Below are 14,677 nucleotides of genomic sequence, written 5' to 3' on the forward strand. Positions count from 1 at the left end.
CGTGCTCACAATCGCGCAGCGAGAGTTCGGCTCGCACCTGATCATGGGCACGGGCGGGGCGAGCTCCATGGACATGCTCGAAAAGGCGCTCGTCGCCTCCGGGACCGAGCTGACCACCGTGGCCATGCGCCGCCACGCCGCGACCTCAGGCGGCGGCGAATCCGTCTTCGAGCTGCTCACGCGCCTCGGCATCGAGGCCCTGCCCAACACCGCCGGGTGCCGCACGGCGCGCGACGCGCTCATCACCGCCCGCCTCGCCCGCGAGGCGCTCGGCACGGACTGGGTCAAGCTCGAGGTCATCGCCGACGACCACACGCTGCTTCCCGACGTCGTCGAGACGGTCGACGCCTGCGAAACCCTCGTCGACGAGGGCTTCACCGTCCTCGCCTACACCTCCGACGACCCGGTCGCGGCGAGGCGGCTGGAGGACGCCGGCGCCAGCGCCGTCATGCCGCTCGGCGCCCCGATCGGCACCGGACTTGGCATCCTCAACCCGCACAACGTCGAGCTCATCTGCTCCCGTGCCGAGGTGCCCGTGCTTGTCGACGCCGGAGTGGGCACCGCCTCCGACGCCTCGCTCGCCATGGAGCTCGGCTGCTCCGGGGTGCTGCTCGCCAGCGCGGTCAACCGCTGCCACGACCCCGTGGCGATGGCACAGGCGATGCGCCTGGCCGTGGAGGCCGGCGCGCTGGCCCGTCGCGCCGGGCGCATCCCCAAACGCGAGCACGCGGTGGCCTCCTCCAGCTTCGAGGGCTTGGCCAGCTGGGCGGACCAGGTGTTGTAACGGCCAGGCGCTGGGCACGCGAGACCCCGGGTTCTCGCGTGCCGTCCTTTTAGTCGTGCTTTCGCGGCGACTGTTCGTCGACGATGGTGAAGCCCGGCTCCACCTCGGACTCGGACCCTGGGTCCCAATCGTTGTCGACCTCGCCGGCCACCGCAAGATCGCCCTCGATGATGAGGGACTCGTTGAGCTTCCAGCTGCCCTGGTCCTCGTCGTAGACGAGCTCGGGCAGCTCCAGCTCATTGCCGTCAGCGTCGTAGCCCGGAGCGGGCTTGTTCTCGCCCTCCTCGAGCTTCTCGGCGCTGTCGGTCTTCTCCCACTGACGGGTGCGCACGCGGCGGCGGACCGCCCTATCGTCGTTCATGGCCTTGACAAGGGCGTACATGATGAAGAAGTACGCGAAGAAGAACGGCAGCGCGATGATAATCACCACTTCCTGCAGCGCGGCGATGCCGGAGTCGTTGATGAACAGCAGCGCGGCCGTGACCACGCCGATGGCGACGACCCAGCCGACGCGGTAGTACACCGGCGTCTTTTCCTCCTCGCCAGCGGCGAACATGTCCATGACCATCGCGGCGGAGTCCATCGAGGTGACGAAGTACAGCACGAGCGTGATCAGCGCGACGGCGCCCACGAGGCCGTAGAGCGGGTACTGCTCAAGCAGCGTGAACAACGCCTGCGGGGTGTCGTCTTCGACGACGACCGGCTGGGTGAGCACGCCCGGGTTCTGCTCCTCCTCTTCGATGGCGGCGCGGCCGAAGATGGAGAACCACACGAGAACAAAGGCGGTGGGCAGAAGCAGCGTGCCGCCGATGAAGGAACGCACCGTGCGGCCCCTGGAGATGCGGGCGAAGAACATGCCCACGAACGGGGCCCAGCAAATCGTCCACGCCCAGTAGAACGCGGTCCAGGTGGCGTGCCAGCCCGGATTGTCGTTGAAGGAGTCAACCCAGAACATCATCTCCGGCAGCGAGGAGATGTACATGCCGAAGGACTCGGTCACCTGGCCGATCAGGCGCAGCGTCGGCCCGGTGAGCAGCACGAAGATCATGAGCGCGACGCTGGCGGCGATGTTGACGTTGGAGAGGATCTTAATGCCTCGGTCCAGGCCGGAGGCGACGGAGATGCAGGCGGCGAGGGTGATCGCCAGGATGATTCCCAGCTGGACCGGGGTGATAAGCGGCACGTCCCACATGATGTTCATGCCGGCGGAGATCTGGAGCACGCCGAGGCCGACGGAGACGCCGATGCCGAAGACGGTGCCGATGATGCCCAGGGAGTCGAGCAACTTGCCCGGCCACTCGTAGATCCGACGGCCCAACAGCGGGGAGAACAGGGAGGACAGGCGCGCCGGCATCTTGCGCTTGTAGCTGAAGTAGCCCATCGCCAGGCCCGGCAGCGCGAAGAGCACCCACATGTGGATGCCGAAGTGGTAGTAGGAGAACTCGAAGGACTGGTTGATCGCCTCGCGGCTCATCGACTCGAAACCGCCGCGCGGCGGGTTAAAGGCGTGGTGCAGCGGTTCCGCGGCGCCCCAGAACAGCAGGGAGGCGCCCATGCCGGCGGCGAAGAGCATGGCGAACCACACGGGGACGCTGTACTCGGGTTCCTCGTCGTCCTCGCCGAGGCGCAAGTTGCCCAAGTCGGACACGAAGATCACGATGAGAAAGACCAAGACCGCGGAGGTCCCGCCGATGTAGAACCACGAGAGGTTCTCCATCAACGTCGACGAGATGGTCGCGTACGCCTCACGCGCGCGGTCGCCGAAAGAGAGTGTAAGAATAACGAAAAGTGCAATGAACCCTACGGATGTGAAAAGGATGAGCGGGTCGGCTTGCAGCCGCCGACTTTTCCCTGCGTTCTGTGGTGCTTTGGTTGCCATGTCATGGAAGCTTAGCGAAGGGGTAGTACTAAAGTGGAACGAGTGAGTGACCTGCCGCACGGCGAGCTGCGCCGCACCGCTCGCCAGATGAACCTCCCTGGCTTCGGCCTTGAGCAGCAAAACGCACTGCACAACGCCCACGTCTTCGTCATCGGCGCTGGTGGATTAGGGTGCCCGGTGATGCAGACGCTCGCGGCGACCGGAGTCGGACGGATCTCCGTCATCGACGACGACACAGTGAATATAAGCAACATTCACCGCCAGATCCTGTTCGGCGCCGAGGACGTCGGACGCCCGAAAGTCGAGGTGGCCGGCGAGCGCCTGCGCCAGCTCCAACCCGGCATTGAGCTGGGGCTTTACCGGGAGCGCTTCACCCCCGACAACGCCCTCGGCCTCCTCGAGGGCGTCGACGTGCTTATCGACGGCTCCGACACCTTCGCCACAAAATTCCTCGCCGCCGACGCCGCCGAGCTCTCTGGAACCCCCTTGTGTGGGGGTCTGTGCTGCGCTACCGGGGCGACGTCGCCCTGTGGTGGACCGGCCCCGGGGCTCCCGCCGACGGCGCCGGCTTGCGCGACCTCTACCCCACCCAGCCCGCGGCCGACTCCGTCCCGGACTGCGCCACCGCCGGCGTGCTCGGGGTGACTACCTCCGTCGTCGGCGGGCTCATGGCCACCGAGGCGGTCAAGCACCTCACCGGCGTGGGCGAGTCGCGGGTGGGCCGCCTCCACATCTACGACGCGCTCGGCGGGAGCATCCAACGCTTCACCGTGCCCCGCGACCCCGCCCGGGCGCTCGTTGACGGCTTCAGCGAGTACGAGCCCGTGGCGTGCGAGGTCAACGATGCGGGTGGGGAGGGCGTCGAGAAGCTTTTGCTCCAACCCTCGATCGACGTCCGCGAGCCCCACGAGAAGGCGCTGCGCGACGTCGCGCGGCCGGGGGTGAACCTGCCCACGAGCGAATGGGAGGAGCACCCGGAGAGGGCCCGTGAGCTCGTGGAACGCTTCGACGAAGGCGATCAGGTCACCGTCTACTGCGCCTCGGGGGCCCGCTCCGGGCGCTTCGTCGAGCGCTTCGGGGGCGACTTCGCCGCCCGCGGCATCACGCTCCACAACCTCCCGGGCGGGGCGAACGCGCACGGCAGCGACATCTAGAACGCCCCGGCTCAGCGTGCTAGAATGACCGCCGATGAAGGGGAGTAGCTCCCTCCGCGCGGCAGCCAGCTGGGCGGTTGTGGCTGGTCGACACACTGGCGTTCGCGCCCGGCCTGCCAGCTCGTCGCCGCCCGGTACGCGGCGCGAGTGAACGAGACCTTCGGCCCGCACGTACGCGGCGCCGAACGGTCTTTGCGTTTGCGGCCGGTCGGCGCCCCGATCCGGAGGTTGCCCTGTGCCAGACCCCGACTTCGTCCGCACGCCCCAGCAGGAACAAAAGCTCCTCGAGCGCTTCATGTGGCTGTCCATCGCGGCCTCGATCGCCACCGTCGCGTTGAAGTTCGGCGCCGCCCTCGTCACCGGCTCGGTCGGTTTCCTGTCCGACGCCATCGAGTCCGTCATCAACGTCGTCGCCGCCATCGTCGGCCTCTGGGCGCTGAAGGTCGCGGCGAAGCCCGCCGACGACAACCACAACTTCGGCCACGCCAAGGCCGAGTACTTTTCGGCCCAGGTCGAGGGCGCGATGATCCTCGTCGCGTCGATCGCGATTATCTTCACGGCGATCGAGCGCATCATCAACCCGCAGCCCATCGAGCAGGCTGGGCTCGGCCTCATCCTCTCCACCGTCGCTGCGGTACTCAACCTCGCGGTCGGCCTCGCCCTCGTGCGGGCCGGCAAACGGTACCGTTCGGCCACCCTCGACGCCGACGGCCGCCACCTGCTGACCGACGTCTGGACCACCGCGGGCGTCCTCCTCGGCATCGCCGTCGTCGCTCTCACTGGGTGGCAGGTCCTCGACCCCATCGTCGCTCTCCTCGTGGGGCTCAACATCCTGGTCACCGGTTACCAGCTGCTCAAGAGCTCCATCCAGGGCCTGCTCTCCCAGACACTGCCCGACGACGAGCTCAGGCTTATCGACGCCTTCCTCGCCCGCTTCGCCGACGAGCACGACGTGGCCTTCACCAACGTGCGCACCGTCGCTTTCGGCCGCGAGCGCCTCGTCAACGTCGTCATGCAAGTCCCCGGCTCGTGGAGCGTCGAGCGCTCCCACGACTATGCTGACCTCGTCGAGTTTGGCATCGCCACAGAGCTCGGCGGCGCAGAAACCGTCGTGCACATCGAGCCGCTCGGCGTGGATACCCAGGTCGGACCGATGTGGGTGCCGTAACACCCCTGCCACCACAGCTACCCGCTAGGAGAACCCTCATGTCCCGCCCCTCCATCGCCGTGCTCGCCATGACCGTCGCAACCGTGGCCCTCGCCGCCCCGGCCCACGCTGCGCCCTTCCCCGACCGCATCGGGCAGACCCCGCCGCGCACCGCCATCTCGTTTACTCACTCCCCTTCCGGCTTTCAGGCTGGCAGCCCGAACCAACACGAGGCCCGCTCCGGGCTGTCCATCGTGAAGCTCTACATCGCCGACTACGTTTTCGACCACGGTTCGGCCGCCGACCACGCGGCGGCTGTGCAGATGCTGCGCACCTCCGACGACGGCATCGCCACGGCGCTCTACACCCGCTACCCCGACTCCATCGCCGCCACCGCCCGCAAGTACGGGCTGCGCACCACACACGCGGGGGCCGCGTGGGGCGCGAGCACGACGTCGACCTATGATTCCGCCGCGTTCCTCGAGGCCCGCAAGCGCGACCACGGCCTCGGCGACCCGATCCTCGTCGCGCTGGCCACCGCCACGCCCGTCGCCGCCGACGGCTACCGCCAGGACTACGGCACCGCCCAGCTCCCCGGGGTGATCGGCACAAAGTGGGGATGGTCCGACGACCGCACCAGCGCCCACGCCAGCGTGTCCTACGGCACGGACTTCACCGTCGCCGCCCACACGTACGGCCCCGCGGCCCAGCTCACGGCCGACGTGGCCGCGGCCTTCGACGCCCCGCCCGCGGCGTCGCCCGCCGAGCGAGCGATCACGGACGCGGCCGCCGCGGCCCACGCCGCCGTGGATAGCGCCACGGACGCGCTGGCCGGGGCGTTCGGCTCCTCCGCGCCCGCGGCTCAGGCCGTGCGCGACGCGGCAAAGGGCCCGCACGCCAGCATCAACGATGCCGCCGCGCGGGCCCGTGACGTAGCCCAGCTCAGCTCACGCTCGAACTAGTTATCCTTCTTCGGGTTGTTCTTGTCCGGGCCAGTCTCGTCGTAGAAGCCCTTTCCGGACTCCCAGCCATAGCGGCCCTTGTCCAAGTATTCTTCCTTCAACGTTGTGACGAGGCGCTCCTGCCACTCCTCCGCGTTACCCTTTTCAACGGCGTTGGAGTTAATGGCATACAGCGTGCGCAGGCCAACCATGTCCATGAACTCGAAGGGGCCCATCGGAGCGCCCGTGGAGACCTTCCAGTCGGTGTCGATGTCCTCGATGGTGGCGTAGCCCTCCATCCAGAGGTGCAGCGCAGCTCGGTGGAACGGAATGAGCAGGGAGTTGAGGATGTAGCCGTTCTTTTCCTTTTCCAGCACGGCCGGCACCATGCCGATTTCCTCGGCGAACTCCTTCATGATGTCCACCAGGCCGTCCTTGGTGCCCTTGTGCGGCATGATCTCGGCGATGTTGAGCACCCAGATGTTGTTGGCGAAGTGGAAGTTGAGGAAGTCCTCCTCGCGCCCGCTGGCCGGCGCAATGTCGGAGGGCAGCATGGTCGAGGAGTTGGAGGCGAGGATGGCGCCGTCCTTGGCGGCCTTGCCCACCTTGGACCACACGTCGTCCTTGATGTCGGTCTTCTCCGGCACGGCCTCGATAATGAGGTCGGCCTCCTTTACGGCCTCCTCCAGGTCCGTGGACTGGGCCAGGCGCTCGCGGGCCTCAGCAACACCCTCCTTCGTCGCGTCCTCGACGTCGCGCACGTAGCGGTCCTCAAAGGAATCGAAGCGCTTCTTCGCGGCCTCAACCGCGTCGTCGTCGATGTCCCACGAGATGACATCGAAGCCCTTGTAGGCGATCTGGAAGGCAATCTGGGCGCCGAGGACGCCGGCGCCCAGAACGGTCACTTTCTTAATGTCAGTCATGGATCAATCTCCTTGAATGCGTGTTTTTGCTTACACCACCACGCTAGGCGTGTCGGTCGACATCTCGCAACAACATCAGGACTTCCTTCACCTTCACACCGTCCACCATCGTGTCTGGGGTCGCCCCCGTATCGTGAGCGCCCCGCCACCGCGCCTTCCGGCAGGATGCTCACATCTCCCATAGGTCAGCGATGCCGCGAGCCTGGTCCCCGGTCGCGGGCAAAGGATCCGGGCGGCCGCCCCGCACCTCGGCCTCGGCGAGCAACTGCTCGCTCGCCGGGCCACACGAAGGGGCGGGGTAGGTTGCGTCTGTTGGCGTTTACGAACGCCCCGAAAGCGGTGTGGACGAAGGTGTGGTCACACAACCCCACCGAAAAGCTCAACCGGGAGATCAGACGCCGCACCGACGTCGTGGGGATCTTCCCCAACCGCGACGCCGTCGTGCATCTGGTCGGGGCGGTACTCGCCGAGCGACACGAGTGAGAAGGATCAAACAGAAACGCTGCATGTCACTGGCTAGTCTCGAGCAGACCACAGGCATCGCTGCTGCCGGCACGATCGATGCCGCCCCAGCAGAAGGAAACGAAACCGCCGCATGTTCACACCCCCACCCCCCCAGCCCCGAGCCAGGCCGTGACAACAAGCCCCCGAACATCACCACAATTCGAAACCAGATACACCACCACCCAGGACTTGACCGATGATGACCGACAACGGTGCGTGCTACCGTTCCACGGCGTTCAACGCTGCCCTGGGCACGATTAAGCATATCTACACCAAGCCGTACCGCCCGCAGACCAACGGCAAGGTCGAGCGGTTTAACCGCGCCCTGATGCAGGAATGGGCCTACGCACGCCCCTACAGCAGCGAAAAGGCCCGACAGCAAAGGTACGCGGAATTTATCCACGACTACAACTACCATGATGGTTCGCCCCGGGTTTAATGGAGGGTAGGAATTTGGAAAAGGAGCCCTACACATGCCCTCGAAGTACTCGCCTGAGTTGAGGCAGCGCGCCATCGAACTGGTGCTGCACGCGCAAGCTGACCCTGACACGTCTCGTGGTGCGATATCCCGCATCGCTGTCGAGCTCGGAATGAGCAAGGAAACTCTGCGCGGATGGGTCCGCGCTCATAAACAATCCGGCGCGGCAACCCCGGCTGAATCGGTGGATTGTGCAGCAGAAAACCGCAGACTGCGAGCTGAACTGATTGAAGCGAAGCGCGCCAACGAGATTTTGAAAAGAGCATCAGCTTTTTTCGCGGCAGAGCTCGACCGCCCACACACGTAGTCGTCCGGTTCATCGACGACAACCGGGAGGAATTCGGGGTCGAGCCGATTATTCGCGCCTTGGCGGCAACGGGCCCGACCCCTGGAAAGTGGACACAGGGAATTGAACTTATGCGGTCAGGGTGAGTTTACCGCAGGTGCGGTTTTCGTACTCGATGGGCGAGAGATAATCGCACCATGAGTGTCTGCGTTTCTGGTTGTAGCGCACACACCAGGCGAAGACGTCCCGTCTGGCGTGCAGCATCGAGTCGAAGCATTTCCGGTTGTGCAGCACCTCGCGTTTCAATGTCGCGTTGAACGACTCCGCCAGCGCGTTGTCTGCGCTGGTTCCCACCGCCCCCATCGATTGGGTCACCCCTAGCATCGTGCATCGTGAGCGAAATGCCTTCGAGGTATAGACACTGCCGTGATCGGAATGAAAAATCGCTCCTTTCAGACTGCCCCGGGCGCGCCGCGCTTGGTCCAACGCATCGATAACCAGATCGACGCGCATGTGGCAAGCAATAGAAAATCCCACCAGCCTGCGGGAATAACAATCGATCACGGTGGCAAGATACATATTGCCGCCACCGGATACCGGCAGGTAGGTAATGTCGCCGACGAGCACGCGATTCGGCGCCGGGGCATGAAACTGCCTGCGAACAAGAACCCGGCAAAGACACTGCGGCCAGCATCTGCCACGGTGGTGCGCACGCGACGTTTCTTCGTGAACCCCTGGATGCCCATGGCCTTCATGATGCGTGCAACGCGTTTGTGAGTAACCACCGCATGCGCCCCCGAATCAGGATCGTTCAACACCGCGGCGATGCGTTTGGCTCCGTAGAGTCCGTGTTCGTCGGTGAACACAGTGCGGATACGAGCACCAAGAACAGCATCGTCAACAACCTTCTGACGGCGCGCGGCCTGTGTGCTTTTCCACTTGTAATAGGAAGATCGCTGCACCTTCAGCACGTCGCACATCCGTGTGAGCGAAAACTCGGTGCGATGGTCCCAGATGAACTTGAAGCGGATCACAAGCCCATCTCTTTCGCAAAATACTGCGCCGCCTTGCGAAGGATATCTCGCTCTTCTTGAAGAAGCCGGTTGTGCTTCTCGAGCTGTCGGATCCGCTCTGAATCCGATGCTTTTCGGGCTCGAGCTGCGGCATCAATCGCGCGGGCTTTTTTGCCCGTGCCGTAGCGCTTGACCCAGGCAGCGAGACTGCCACGGTTAACACCGAGATCATGAGCAACCGAGTTACAAGACACACCGTCTGTGTCTTCGTACATCGCGACCGCGTCGCGCTTGAACTCCTCAGAGTAGGACTTACGAGGCATCAACTGAGACTACCTTCCTCCGGCTATCAACCGGGGCTAGCCTATGTCCACCAACAAGGGGTCAGGTCCGGTCCCAGATGAACGTGAAGCGGATCACAAGCCCATCTCTTTCGCAAAATACTGCGCCGCGGTGCGAAGGATATCTCGCTGTTGTTGAAGAAGCCGGTTGTGCTTCTCGAGCTGTCGGATCCGCTCTGAATCCGATGCTTTTCGGGCTCGAGCTGCGGCATCAATCGCGCGGGCTTTTTTGCCCGTGCCATAGCGCTTGACCCAGGCAGCGAGACTGCCACGGTTAACACCGAGATCATGAGCAACCGAGTTACAAGACACACCGTCTGTGTCTTCGTACATCGCGACCGCGTCGCGCTTGAACTCCTCAGAGTAGGACTTACGAGGCATGGACTGAGACTACCTTCCTCCGGCTATCAACCGGGGCTAGCCTATGTCCACCAACAAGGGGTCAGGTCCCTTCCTTTGGCTATCAACCGGGGCTAGCCTATGCCCACCAACAAGGGATCAGGTCCTACCGTTGCGATACTGTTTTTCTTCATGGCGAGCCTTCTACTTAGTTAAGGACAGCTTTGCTCTCTGATTTGCTTTGGATGCGGACCAAAGCAAAGTGATGATTTGTACCACTAGAGTGGCTACTGGGAGGACGTAAACTGAACCCGTAACAGCGTTACCGTCGGGCTTGAAAAAGATAAGGGCCAGCACCGAAAACAGCGCTCCTACAAAACCCGTGATTGACGCCGCATTCAAGTAAGGAATGGCCGCCTTATGGCCTTCGTCCCATGCCGCGTCGGAAGAGAGAGTAGCTCTAGTCCTGATGCCGATAGCCTCATTGCGCTCTAGGGTACCCCTGTTCGTCGCCCTAACCATCCCGGCGGACAGTAGTGAGAGAAGTAGAACCCCCGCCACTAGAAATACATAACCAAACACCAACTTACCCCTTTCTTTAACTGTGCCGAAGGAGAGAGTGTGTTGAGGAGGTGCCCAACATTCGGCAAGTCGGATGTTGGACGGCACCCCAATTCAAGCTATCACGGATCGACACGGTACCGCCCGCCCCGCCAGGCCCATCAGGAATACACCGCCGCGAACACCCAAGCGGCCTAATCAACAACAATAGGACCCTCTACAAAACTCGGGGCTTGACACCTGACCACCAACGCATAACAACCGGCAACGCCTGAGTGAGATACCGCTACCGGGTACCCACTCAGACGCTACCAGATACTCACCACACCGCTACCATTTCGGTCTTCTGAACACCGCGCACGGATGCTGGACGAGCGATCTACCAACTCGCGCTTAACCTCACGAAGATCACCGATCTTGATGAGGCGGCCGCGTGGGGTGCCAAGCTCCACGAATACGGCAACGTCTACCGCGACTGGATGAACCAGAAAACGTGGATCACCGACCCATTGACGAAACAACGCACCTGGTCGTGGACGCATGAGCGCACCCGCAAGGCCTACAACAGCCTCAACCACCTGTGGCGCAACAACTTGTTGTTTGTCTACCTCGCCCCACCCGACGGTGTGCTCGATGCTAGCCGCATCAAATCCACCACTAACAGTCTTGAAGGCGGGATCAACGCCCAGCTGAAACTGCTTGCCCGCACCCACCGCGGCAGATCCGGTGAGCATCAACGCCGGATGCTCGACTGGTGGCTTTACCTGAAAACAGAACTGCCTGACGACCCAGTCGAGATCGCCAGACAGTCCAACTGGGGTCAGGACCAACTCGCCAAAGTTTCAACCCTGACCCACAACGAGAACCACGCCGACCACGAAACAGGACGACCAGCCCTCTACGACAACGCTATCGACACCAACTACACCCACTCAATCGGCATCCAAAAAGGCCACATCTAACCCCCGCGACACGCCGACACCAGACACACATTTTGTCGCTTAACCCCCCTTAACCCAGAATCTAGCGCATAAGCGAAACCCCCTATCAACAGATTTCTGCTGGTAGGGGGTCTCCTTGGTAGCGGGGGCAGGATTCGAACCTACGACCTCTGGGTTATGAGCCCAGCGAGCTACCGAGCTGCTCCACCCCGCGACGGGTGATATTTATTTCACCTGCTGCCGTGTCCCGGCAACGTGTTTCACTATAGGCACGTTGCCGGGAAAGGCCAAATCGCCTGGTCGGGGCGTTTTTCTTACTGGGCGTTGCGGTAGCTTTCCACCGCCCTGTCGAGCTCGTCGAGGGCGCGGCCGTACTCCTCAAAGGAGCCGTCGCGTGCGTCGTCCAGGCCGCGCAGGGCGTCGTCGATACGCGTGAGCGCCTCGTCGAGGTTCGCCGGCGCCGTCGACGTTGAGTCCTCCGCGGGCGGCGTGTCAGCGTCAACCTCAGAGGACTCGACCGGAGCCGAGTCGGAGCCAGCACCGGCACCGGAGTCGGTGGCGCCCTCGTCGACGATGTCGATCTGCTGCGCGGCCGAGGAGTCGATGCCCACCTGATTCAGCGCCTGGGACACCGTCGGGGCGTAGCCTACCTGGCCGCGGTAGAAGACGAGCACGCGCAGCAGTTTCGGGAAGGCCGAGGCCTGGTCCTTGCGCTGCGAGTAGATCGGCTCGACGTAGAGGATGTCGCTATCGCCCACCGGCAGGGTGAGCAGGTTGCCGTTCTTCAGGTCGTTCGAGCCCTCCCACAGCGTCCGGTCACGCGCCACCTGGTCCGAGGACATCAACGCGTCCTGCGCCTGCTTCGGGCCCTGCGTCTGCGTATTCGTGGGCAGGACGCGGACCGTGATCTGGCCGTAGTTCTCCGGGTCCGAGGCGACCGACATGTGCGCGGAGAGGAACTCGCGGTTCAGGCCGCGGTACGGGGTGATCAGCTGGAACGACGGCTCCTTCGTCTCCGGGTCAGCGGCGACGACGTAGTACGGCGGCTGGTTCAGCTCCTGGCGGCCCTCCGGTGCGGTCGGGTCGTTAGGCACGGACCAGAAGGCGTCGTTGTTGAAGAACACGCCCGGGTCGTCGACATGGTAGCGGGCGAGCAGCTCGCGCTGCACCTTGAACAGGTCCTCCGGGTAACGCAGGTGATCGCGCAGGTCATCGGAGATGTCCGCGGCCGGGCGGACCGTATCTGGGAAGACCTTCATCCAGGCCTGCAGGACTGGGTCGGACTCGTCGAAGGCGTAGAGGTCAACCGTGCCGTCGTAGGCGTCAACCGTCGCCTTAACGGAGTTGCGGATGTACGCCAGATCGTTGTTCACCAGGCGCTGGGTGGTGCCGTCCGGGTTGAGGGCGTCCTGCGTGGTATCCGTCAGGGCAGTACGGGTCGAGTACGGCAGGTTCGACAGCGTGGTGTAGCCGTCGACGACCCACTTGATGCGCCCATCAACGACCGTCGGGTACGTCTTCGAATCCGTCGTCAGCCACGGAGCGACGCGCTCGACACGGGTGCGCGGGTCGCGGTCGTAGAGAATCTTCGACTCGGAGCCCACGCGGTCCGACAGGAGCAGGTTGAGCTCCTGGTATTTGATCGCGTACGCCAGCCGGTTCATGATGTTGCCGATATTCACCCCGCCCTCACCGGTGTAGGTGTAGGTGGAGTTGTCCGTGTCGTACTCGACTGGGCCTTGGCCGTTGTCACCGACGATGGCGTAGTCGAGCCCGTCTTGGGCGCTAGCGATCACTGGGCCGAAGTACACGCGCGGCTCGTCCACGCGGATGCCCAGCTCCTCTGCCTCGTCGCTGGACTGCGCCTGCTCGTTGGTTTGCAGGTCGGAGACGGTAAAGATCGGCAGACCACCGCGGGTCGAGCCCGCGTCCTGCGCCGCCTCGTCGACCGTGTTCGCCTGCGCGGCGACAAAGCCGTTGCCGTGGGTATACACGGTGTGGCGGTTGATCCAGTCGCGCTGGTTTTGCTGCAGCGCGTTCGGGTCGAGCTCGCGGGCGGCAACCACGAAGTCGCGCAGCTCGCCGTCGACCTCGTAGCGGTCCATCGCCAGAGTGTCAGGGAAGCCGTAGAAGTTACGCAGCTGTTGGTTCTGGGTGAACGTCGGGGCGATAATGTCCGGGTCAAGCAGACGGATGTTGCCCAACGTTGCGGCGTCGGCGGCGACCTCGTCGTTCGAGGTACCGCCCGCGCCCCAGTTCCTGTCGTATGTCACGGTGTCCTCGGTGAGACCGTACGCCTGGCGCGTGGCCTCGATGTTGCGGCCGATGTACTCGTACTCCTTTGCCTGGCGGTTCGGCTTGACAGAGAACTTCTCCAGCAGCGCCGGCCAGACGCCGCCGACGACAAGCGACGACACCAGCATGAGGACCGCCGCGAGCACTGGGATGCGAAGGTCGCGGTAGACGATCGAAGCGAAAAACGCCGCCGCCACGATGACCGCGATGACCAACAGGATGATCTTCGCGGGCAGCATGGCGTTGATCGCGGTGTAGGAGGCGCCGGTAAAAATGTCGTTTTCCTGGTATAGCAGCTCGTAGCGCTCGAGCCAGTAGCCACCGGCCTTGGTCAGCAGCCAGAGCCCAGCGGTCAACGCCAGCTGCGCGCGCGCCGCCGGGGAAACGTAGCCGGAGACCCCGGAAGCGCTGCTGCCAATGCGGATCCCGCCGAGCAGGTAGTGCCCCACCAACCCAATAAGGAAGGCGATGATCAGCATCGTGGACAGCGTGCCGACGACAGCGCTGATACCGGGCAGGGCAAACGCGTAGAATCCCAGGTCACGGTCGAACTGAGCATCACTGACCCCGAAGTCGCCGCCGTTGATCCACAACATGAAGGCGCGCCACAGCCCCTGGCCGGTCAGTCCGGCGAAGAGCCCGACCGCGAGCGGCACCCACAGCAGGAGGACGCGGGCGCCGGACTCAACCGCGGCCTGGTTCGGGTTCACCTGGGCGAAGGGGCCGCTTCCCATCGTGTTGTCCGGGCGGGTACGCCACGCGAAATAGGCCGCCGCGAACGCGATGCCGCCACCGATGAGGGCGAAGAGCAGGAAAAGCACGATGCGCGCGATGATGACCCTGCCGAAGACGCCACGGTAGTCCAGCTCGCCGAACCAGAGCCAGTCTGTGTAGAACCCCACGAAGACCGGGATGACGAAGAGAAGCGCAGCGATAATGGCTACCGCCGCGATCAAGCCCTTATTCTGTTTATTTGCCCGCGGTTGAGGACGGGTTGTGCGGGTAGGCAATCCTGCTCCTTAGGAAATAGTTCTTGATGGAACGCGTACTAAAGTCCTAGCTTAAAAGACCAACGGCCGAGCCAAAAGAAG

The 14,677-nt window shown here is 63.8% G+C and carries 9 protein-coding genes, 1 tRNA gene, 5 pseudogenes and 1 other annotated feature; of the genes and pseudogenes, 8 read left to right on the plus strand and 7 right to left on the minus strand.

What is annotated here, in order from left to right; all coding sequences use genetic code 11:
* Window position 1: 1 nt before the first annotated feature.
* The gene (locus tag BLT81_RS07380; RefSeq protein ID WP_019194478.1) at window positions 2–784 is read left to right on the plus strand and encodes a thiazole synthase; all 783 of its coding nucleotides are present in this window, start codon (window positions 2–4) and stop codon (window positions 782–784) included.
* Between the two features lie 49 nt (window positions 785–833).
* On the opposite strand, the gene BLT81_RS07385 is transcribed toward BLT81_RS07380, so the two are convergent.
* Window positions 834–2,663: a BCCT family transporter gene (locus BLT81_RS07385; protein WP_040421433.1), complete on the minus strand. Its 1,830-nt coding sequence runs from the start codon at window positions 2,661–2,663 to the stop codon at window positions 834–836.
* Window positions 2,664–2,705: 42 nt separating this feature from the next.
* On the opposite strand from BLT81_RS07385, the pseudogene BLT81_RS07390 reads away from it, so the two are divergent.
* From BLT81_RS07390 to BLT81_RS07400, 3 genes and pseudogenes are all read left to right on the plus strand, one after another.
* A pseudogene (locus tag BLT81_RS07390) lies at window positions 2,706–3,817 on the plus strand (ThiF family adenylyltransferase).
* Window positions 3,818–4,112: 295 nt separating this feature from the next.
* Window positions 4,113–4,985 (plus strand): cation diffusion facilitator family transporter, encoded by an 873-nt coding sequence (locus BLT81_RS07395; RefSeq protein ID WP_051011510.1) that lies wholly within the window; start codon window positions 4,113–4,115, stop codon window positions 4,983–4,985.
* A 38-nt stretch (window positions 4,986–5,023) separates the two neighbouring features.
* Window positions 5,024–5,926: a hypothetical protein gene (locus BLT81_RS07400; protein WP_019194474.1), complete on the plus strand. Its 903-nt coding sequence runs from the start codon at window positions 5,024–5,026 to the stop codon at window positions 5,924–5,926.
* Here BLT81_RS07400 and BLT81_RS07405 read toward each other — a convergent pair.
* Window positions 5,923–6,828: a 3-hydroxyacyl-CoA dehydrogenase gene (locus BLT81_RS07405; protein ID WP_019194473.1), complete on the minus strand. Its 906-nt coding sequence runs from the start codon at window positions 6,826–6,828 to the stop codon at window positions 5,923–5,925. The two genes, BLT81_RS07400 and BLT81_RS07405, sit on opposite strands and share 4 nt — an antisense overlap.
* A 300-nt stretch (window positions 6,829–7,128) precedes the next feature.
* Between BLT81_RS07405 and BLT81_RS07410 the strand changes: the two are divergent.
* From BLT81_RS07410 to BLT81_RS07420, 3 genes and pseudogenes are all read left to right on the plus strand, one after another.
* Window positions 7,129–7,302 (plus strand): annotated as a pseudogene (locus tag BLT81_RS07410) (transposase); the annotation flags it as partial.
* Between the two features lie 226 nt (window positions 7,303–7,528).
* Window positions 7,529–7,771, plus strand: a pseudogene (locus tag BLT81_RS07415) (IS481 family transposase); the annotation flags it as partial.
* A gap of 34 nt (window positions 7,772–7,805) precedes the next feature.
* Window positions 7,806–8,117: a transposase gene (locus BLT81_RS07420; protein WP_081582954.1), complete on the plus strand. Its 312-nt coding sequence runs from the start codon at window positions 7,806–7,808 to the stop codon at window positions 8,115–8,117.
* Window positions 8,078–8,177, plus strand: a sequence feature (AL1L pseudoknot). (Overlaps the previous gene by 40 nt.)
* Before the next feature lie 48 nt (window positions 8,178–8,225).
* On the opposite strand, the pseudogene BLT81_RS12650 reads toward BLT81_RS07420, so the two are convergent.
* The 3 genes and pseudogenes from BLT81_RS12650 to BLT81_RS13355 form a co-directional block, all read right to left on the minus strand.
* Window positions 8,226–9,432: pseudogene (locus BLT81_RS12650) on the minus strand (IS3 family transposase).
* A gap of 93 nt (window positions 9,433–9,525) precedes the next feature.
* Window positions 9,526–9,831: an IS3 family transposase gene (locus BLT81_RS07440; RefSeq protein ID WP_081582953.1), complete on the minus strand. Its 306-nt coding sequence runs from the start codon at window positions 9,829–9,831 to the stop codon at window positions 9,526–9,528.
* A gap of 162 nt (window positions 9,832–9,993) precedes the next feature.
* Entirely contained in the window at window positions 9,994–10,311 is a 318-nt protein-coding gene (locus BLT81_RS13355) for an SdpI family protein (protein ID WP_407918962.1), read from the minus strand.
* Window positions 10,312–10,703: 392 nt separating this feature from the next.
* On the opposite strand from BLT81_RS13355, the pseudogene BLT81_RS07450 reads away from it, so the two are divergent.
* Window positions 10,704–11,312: pseudogene (locus BLT81_RS07450) on the plus strand (IS1249 family transposase); the annotation flags it as partial.
* A gap of 116 nt (window positions 11,313–11,428) precedes the next feature.
* Here the strand turns inward: BLT81_RS07450 and BLT81_RS07455 are convergent.
* Window positions 11,429–11,505, minus strand: a tRNA-Met gene (locus tag BLT81_RS07455).
* A 100-nt stretch (window positions 11,506–11,605) separates the two neighbouring features.
* Window positions 11,606–14,596 (minus strand): UPF0182 family protein, encoded by a 2,991-nt coding sequence (locus BLT81_RS07460; protein ID WP_081582951.1) that lies wholly within the window; start codon window positions 14,594–14,596, stop codon window positions 11,606–11,608.
* Window positions 14,597–14,677: the final 81 nt, after the last annotated feature.

This window comes from Corynebacterium timonense (assembly GCF_900105305.1).
GTDB classification, from domain to species: Bacteria; Actinomycetota; Actinomycetes; order Mycobacteriales; family Mycobacteriaceae; genus Corynebacterium; species Corynebacterium timonense.

Excerpts from the sequence above, each read along its gene's own strand:
- BLT81_RS07395 (WP_051011510.1), top strand. The coding sequence starts at position 4,113 with ATGTGGCTGTCCATCGCGGCCTCGATCGCCACCGTCGCGTTGAAGTTC.
- BLT81_RS07400 (WP_019194474.1), top strand. The coding sequence starts at position 5,024 with ATGTCCCGCCCCTCCATCGCCGTGCTCGCCATGACCGTCGCAACCGTG.
- BLT81_RS07420 (WP_081582954.1), top strand. The coding sequence starts at position 7,806 with ATGCCCTCGAAGTACTCGCCTGAGTTGAGGCAGCGCGCCATCGAACTG.
- BLT81_RS07405 (WP_019194473.1), bottom strand. The coding sequence starts at position 6,828 with ATGACTGACATTAAGAAAGTGACCGTTCTGGGCGCCGGCGTCCTCGGC.
- BLT81_RS07385 (WP_040421433.1), bottom strand. The coding sequence starts at position 2,663 with ATGGCAACCAAAGCACCACAGAACGCAGGGAAAAGTCGGCGGCTGCAA.
- BLT81_RS13355 (WP_407918962.1), bottom strand. The coding sequence starts at position 10,311 with ATGGTTAGGGCGACGAACAGGGGTACCCTAGAGCGCAATGAGGCTATC.
- BLT81_RS07440 (WP_081582953.1), bottom strand. The coding sequence starts at position 9,831 with ATGCCTCGTAAGTCCTACTCTGAGGAGTTCAAGCGCGACGCGGTCGCG.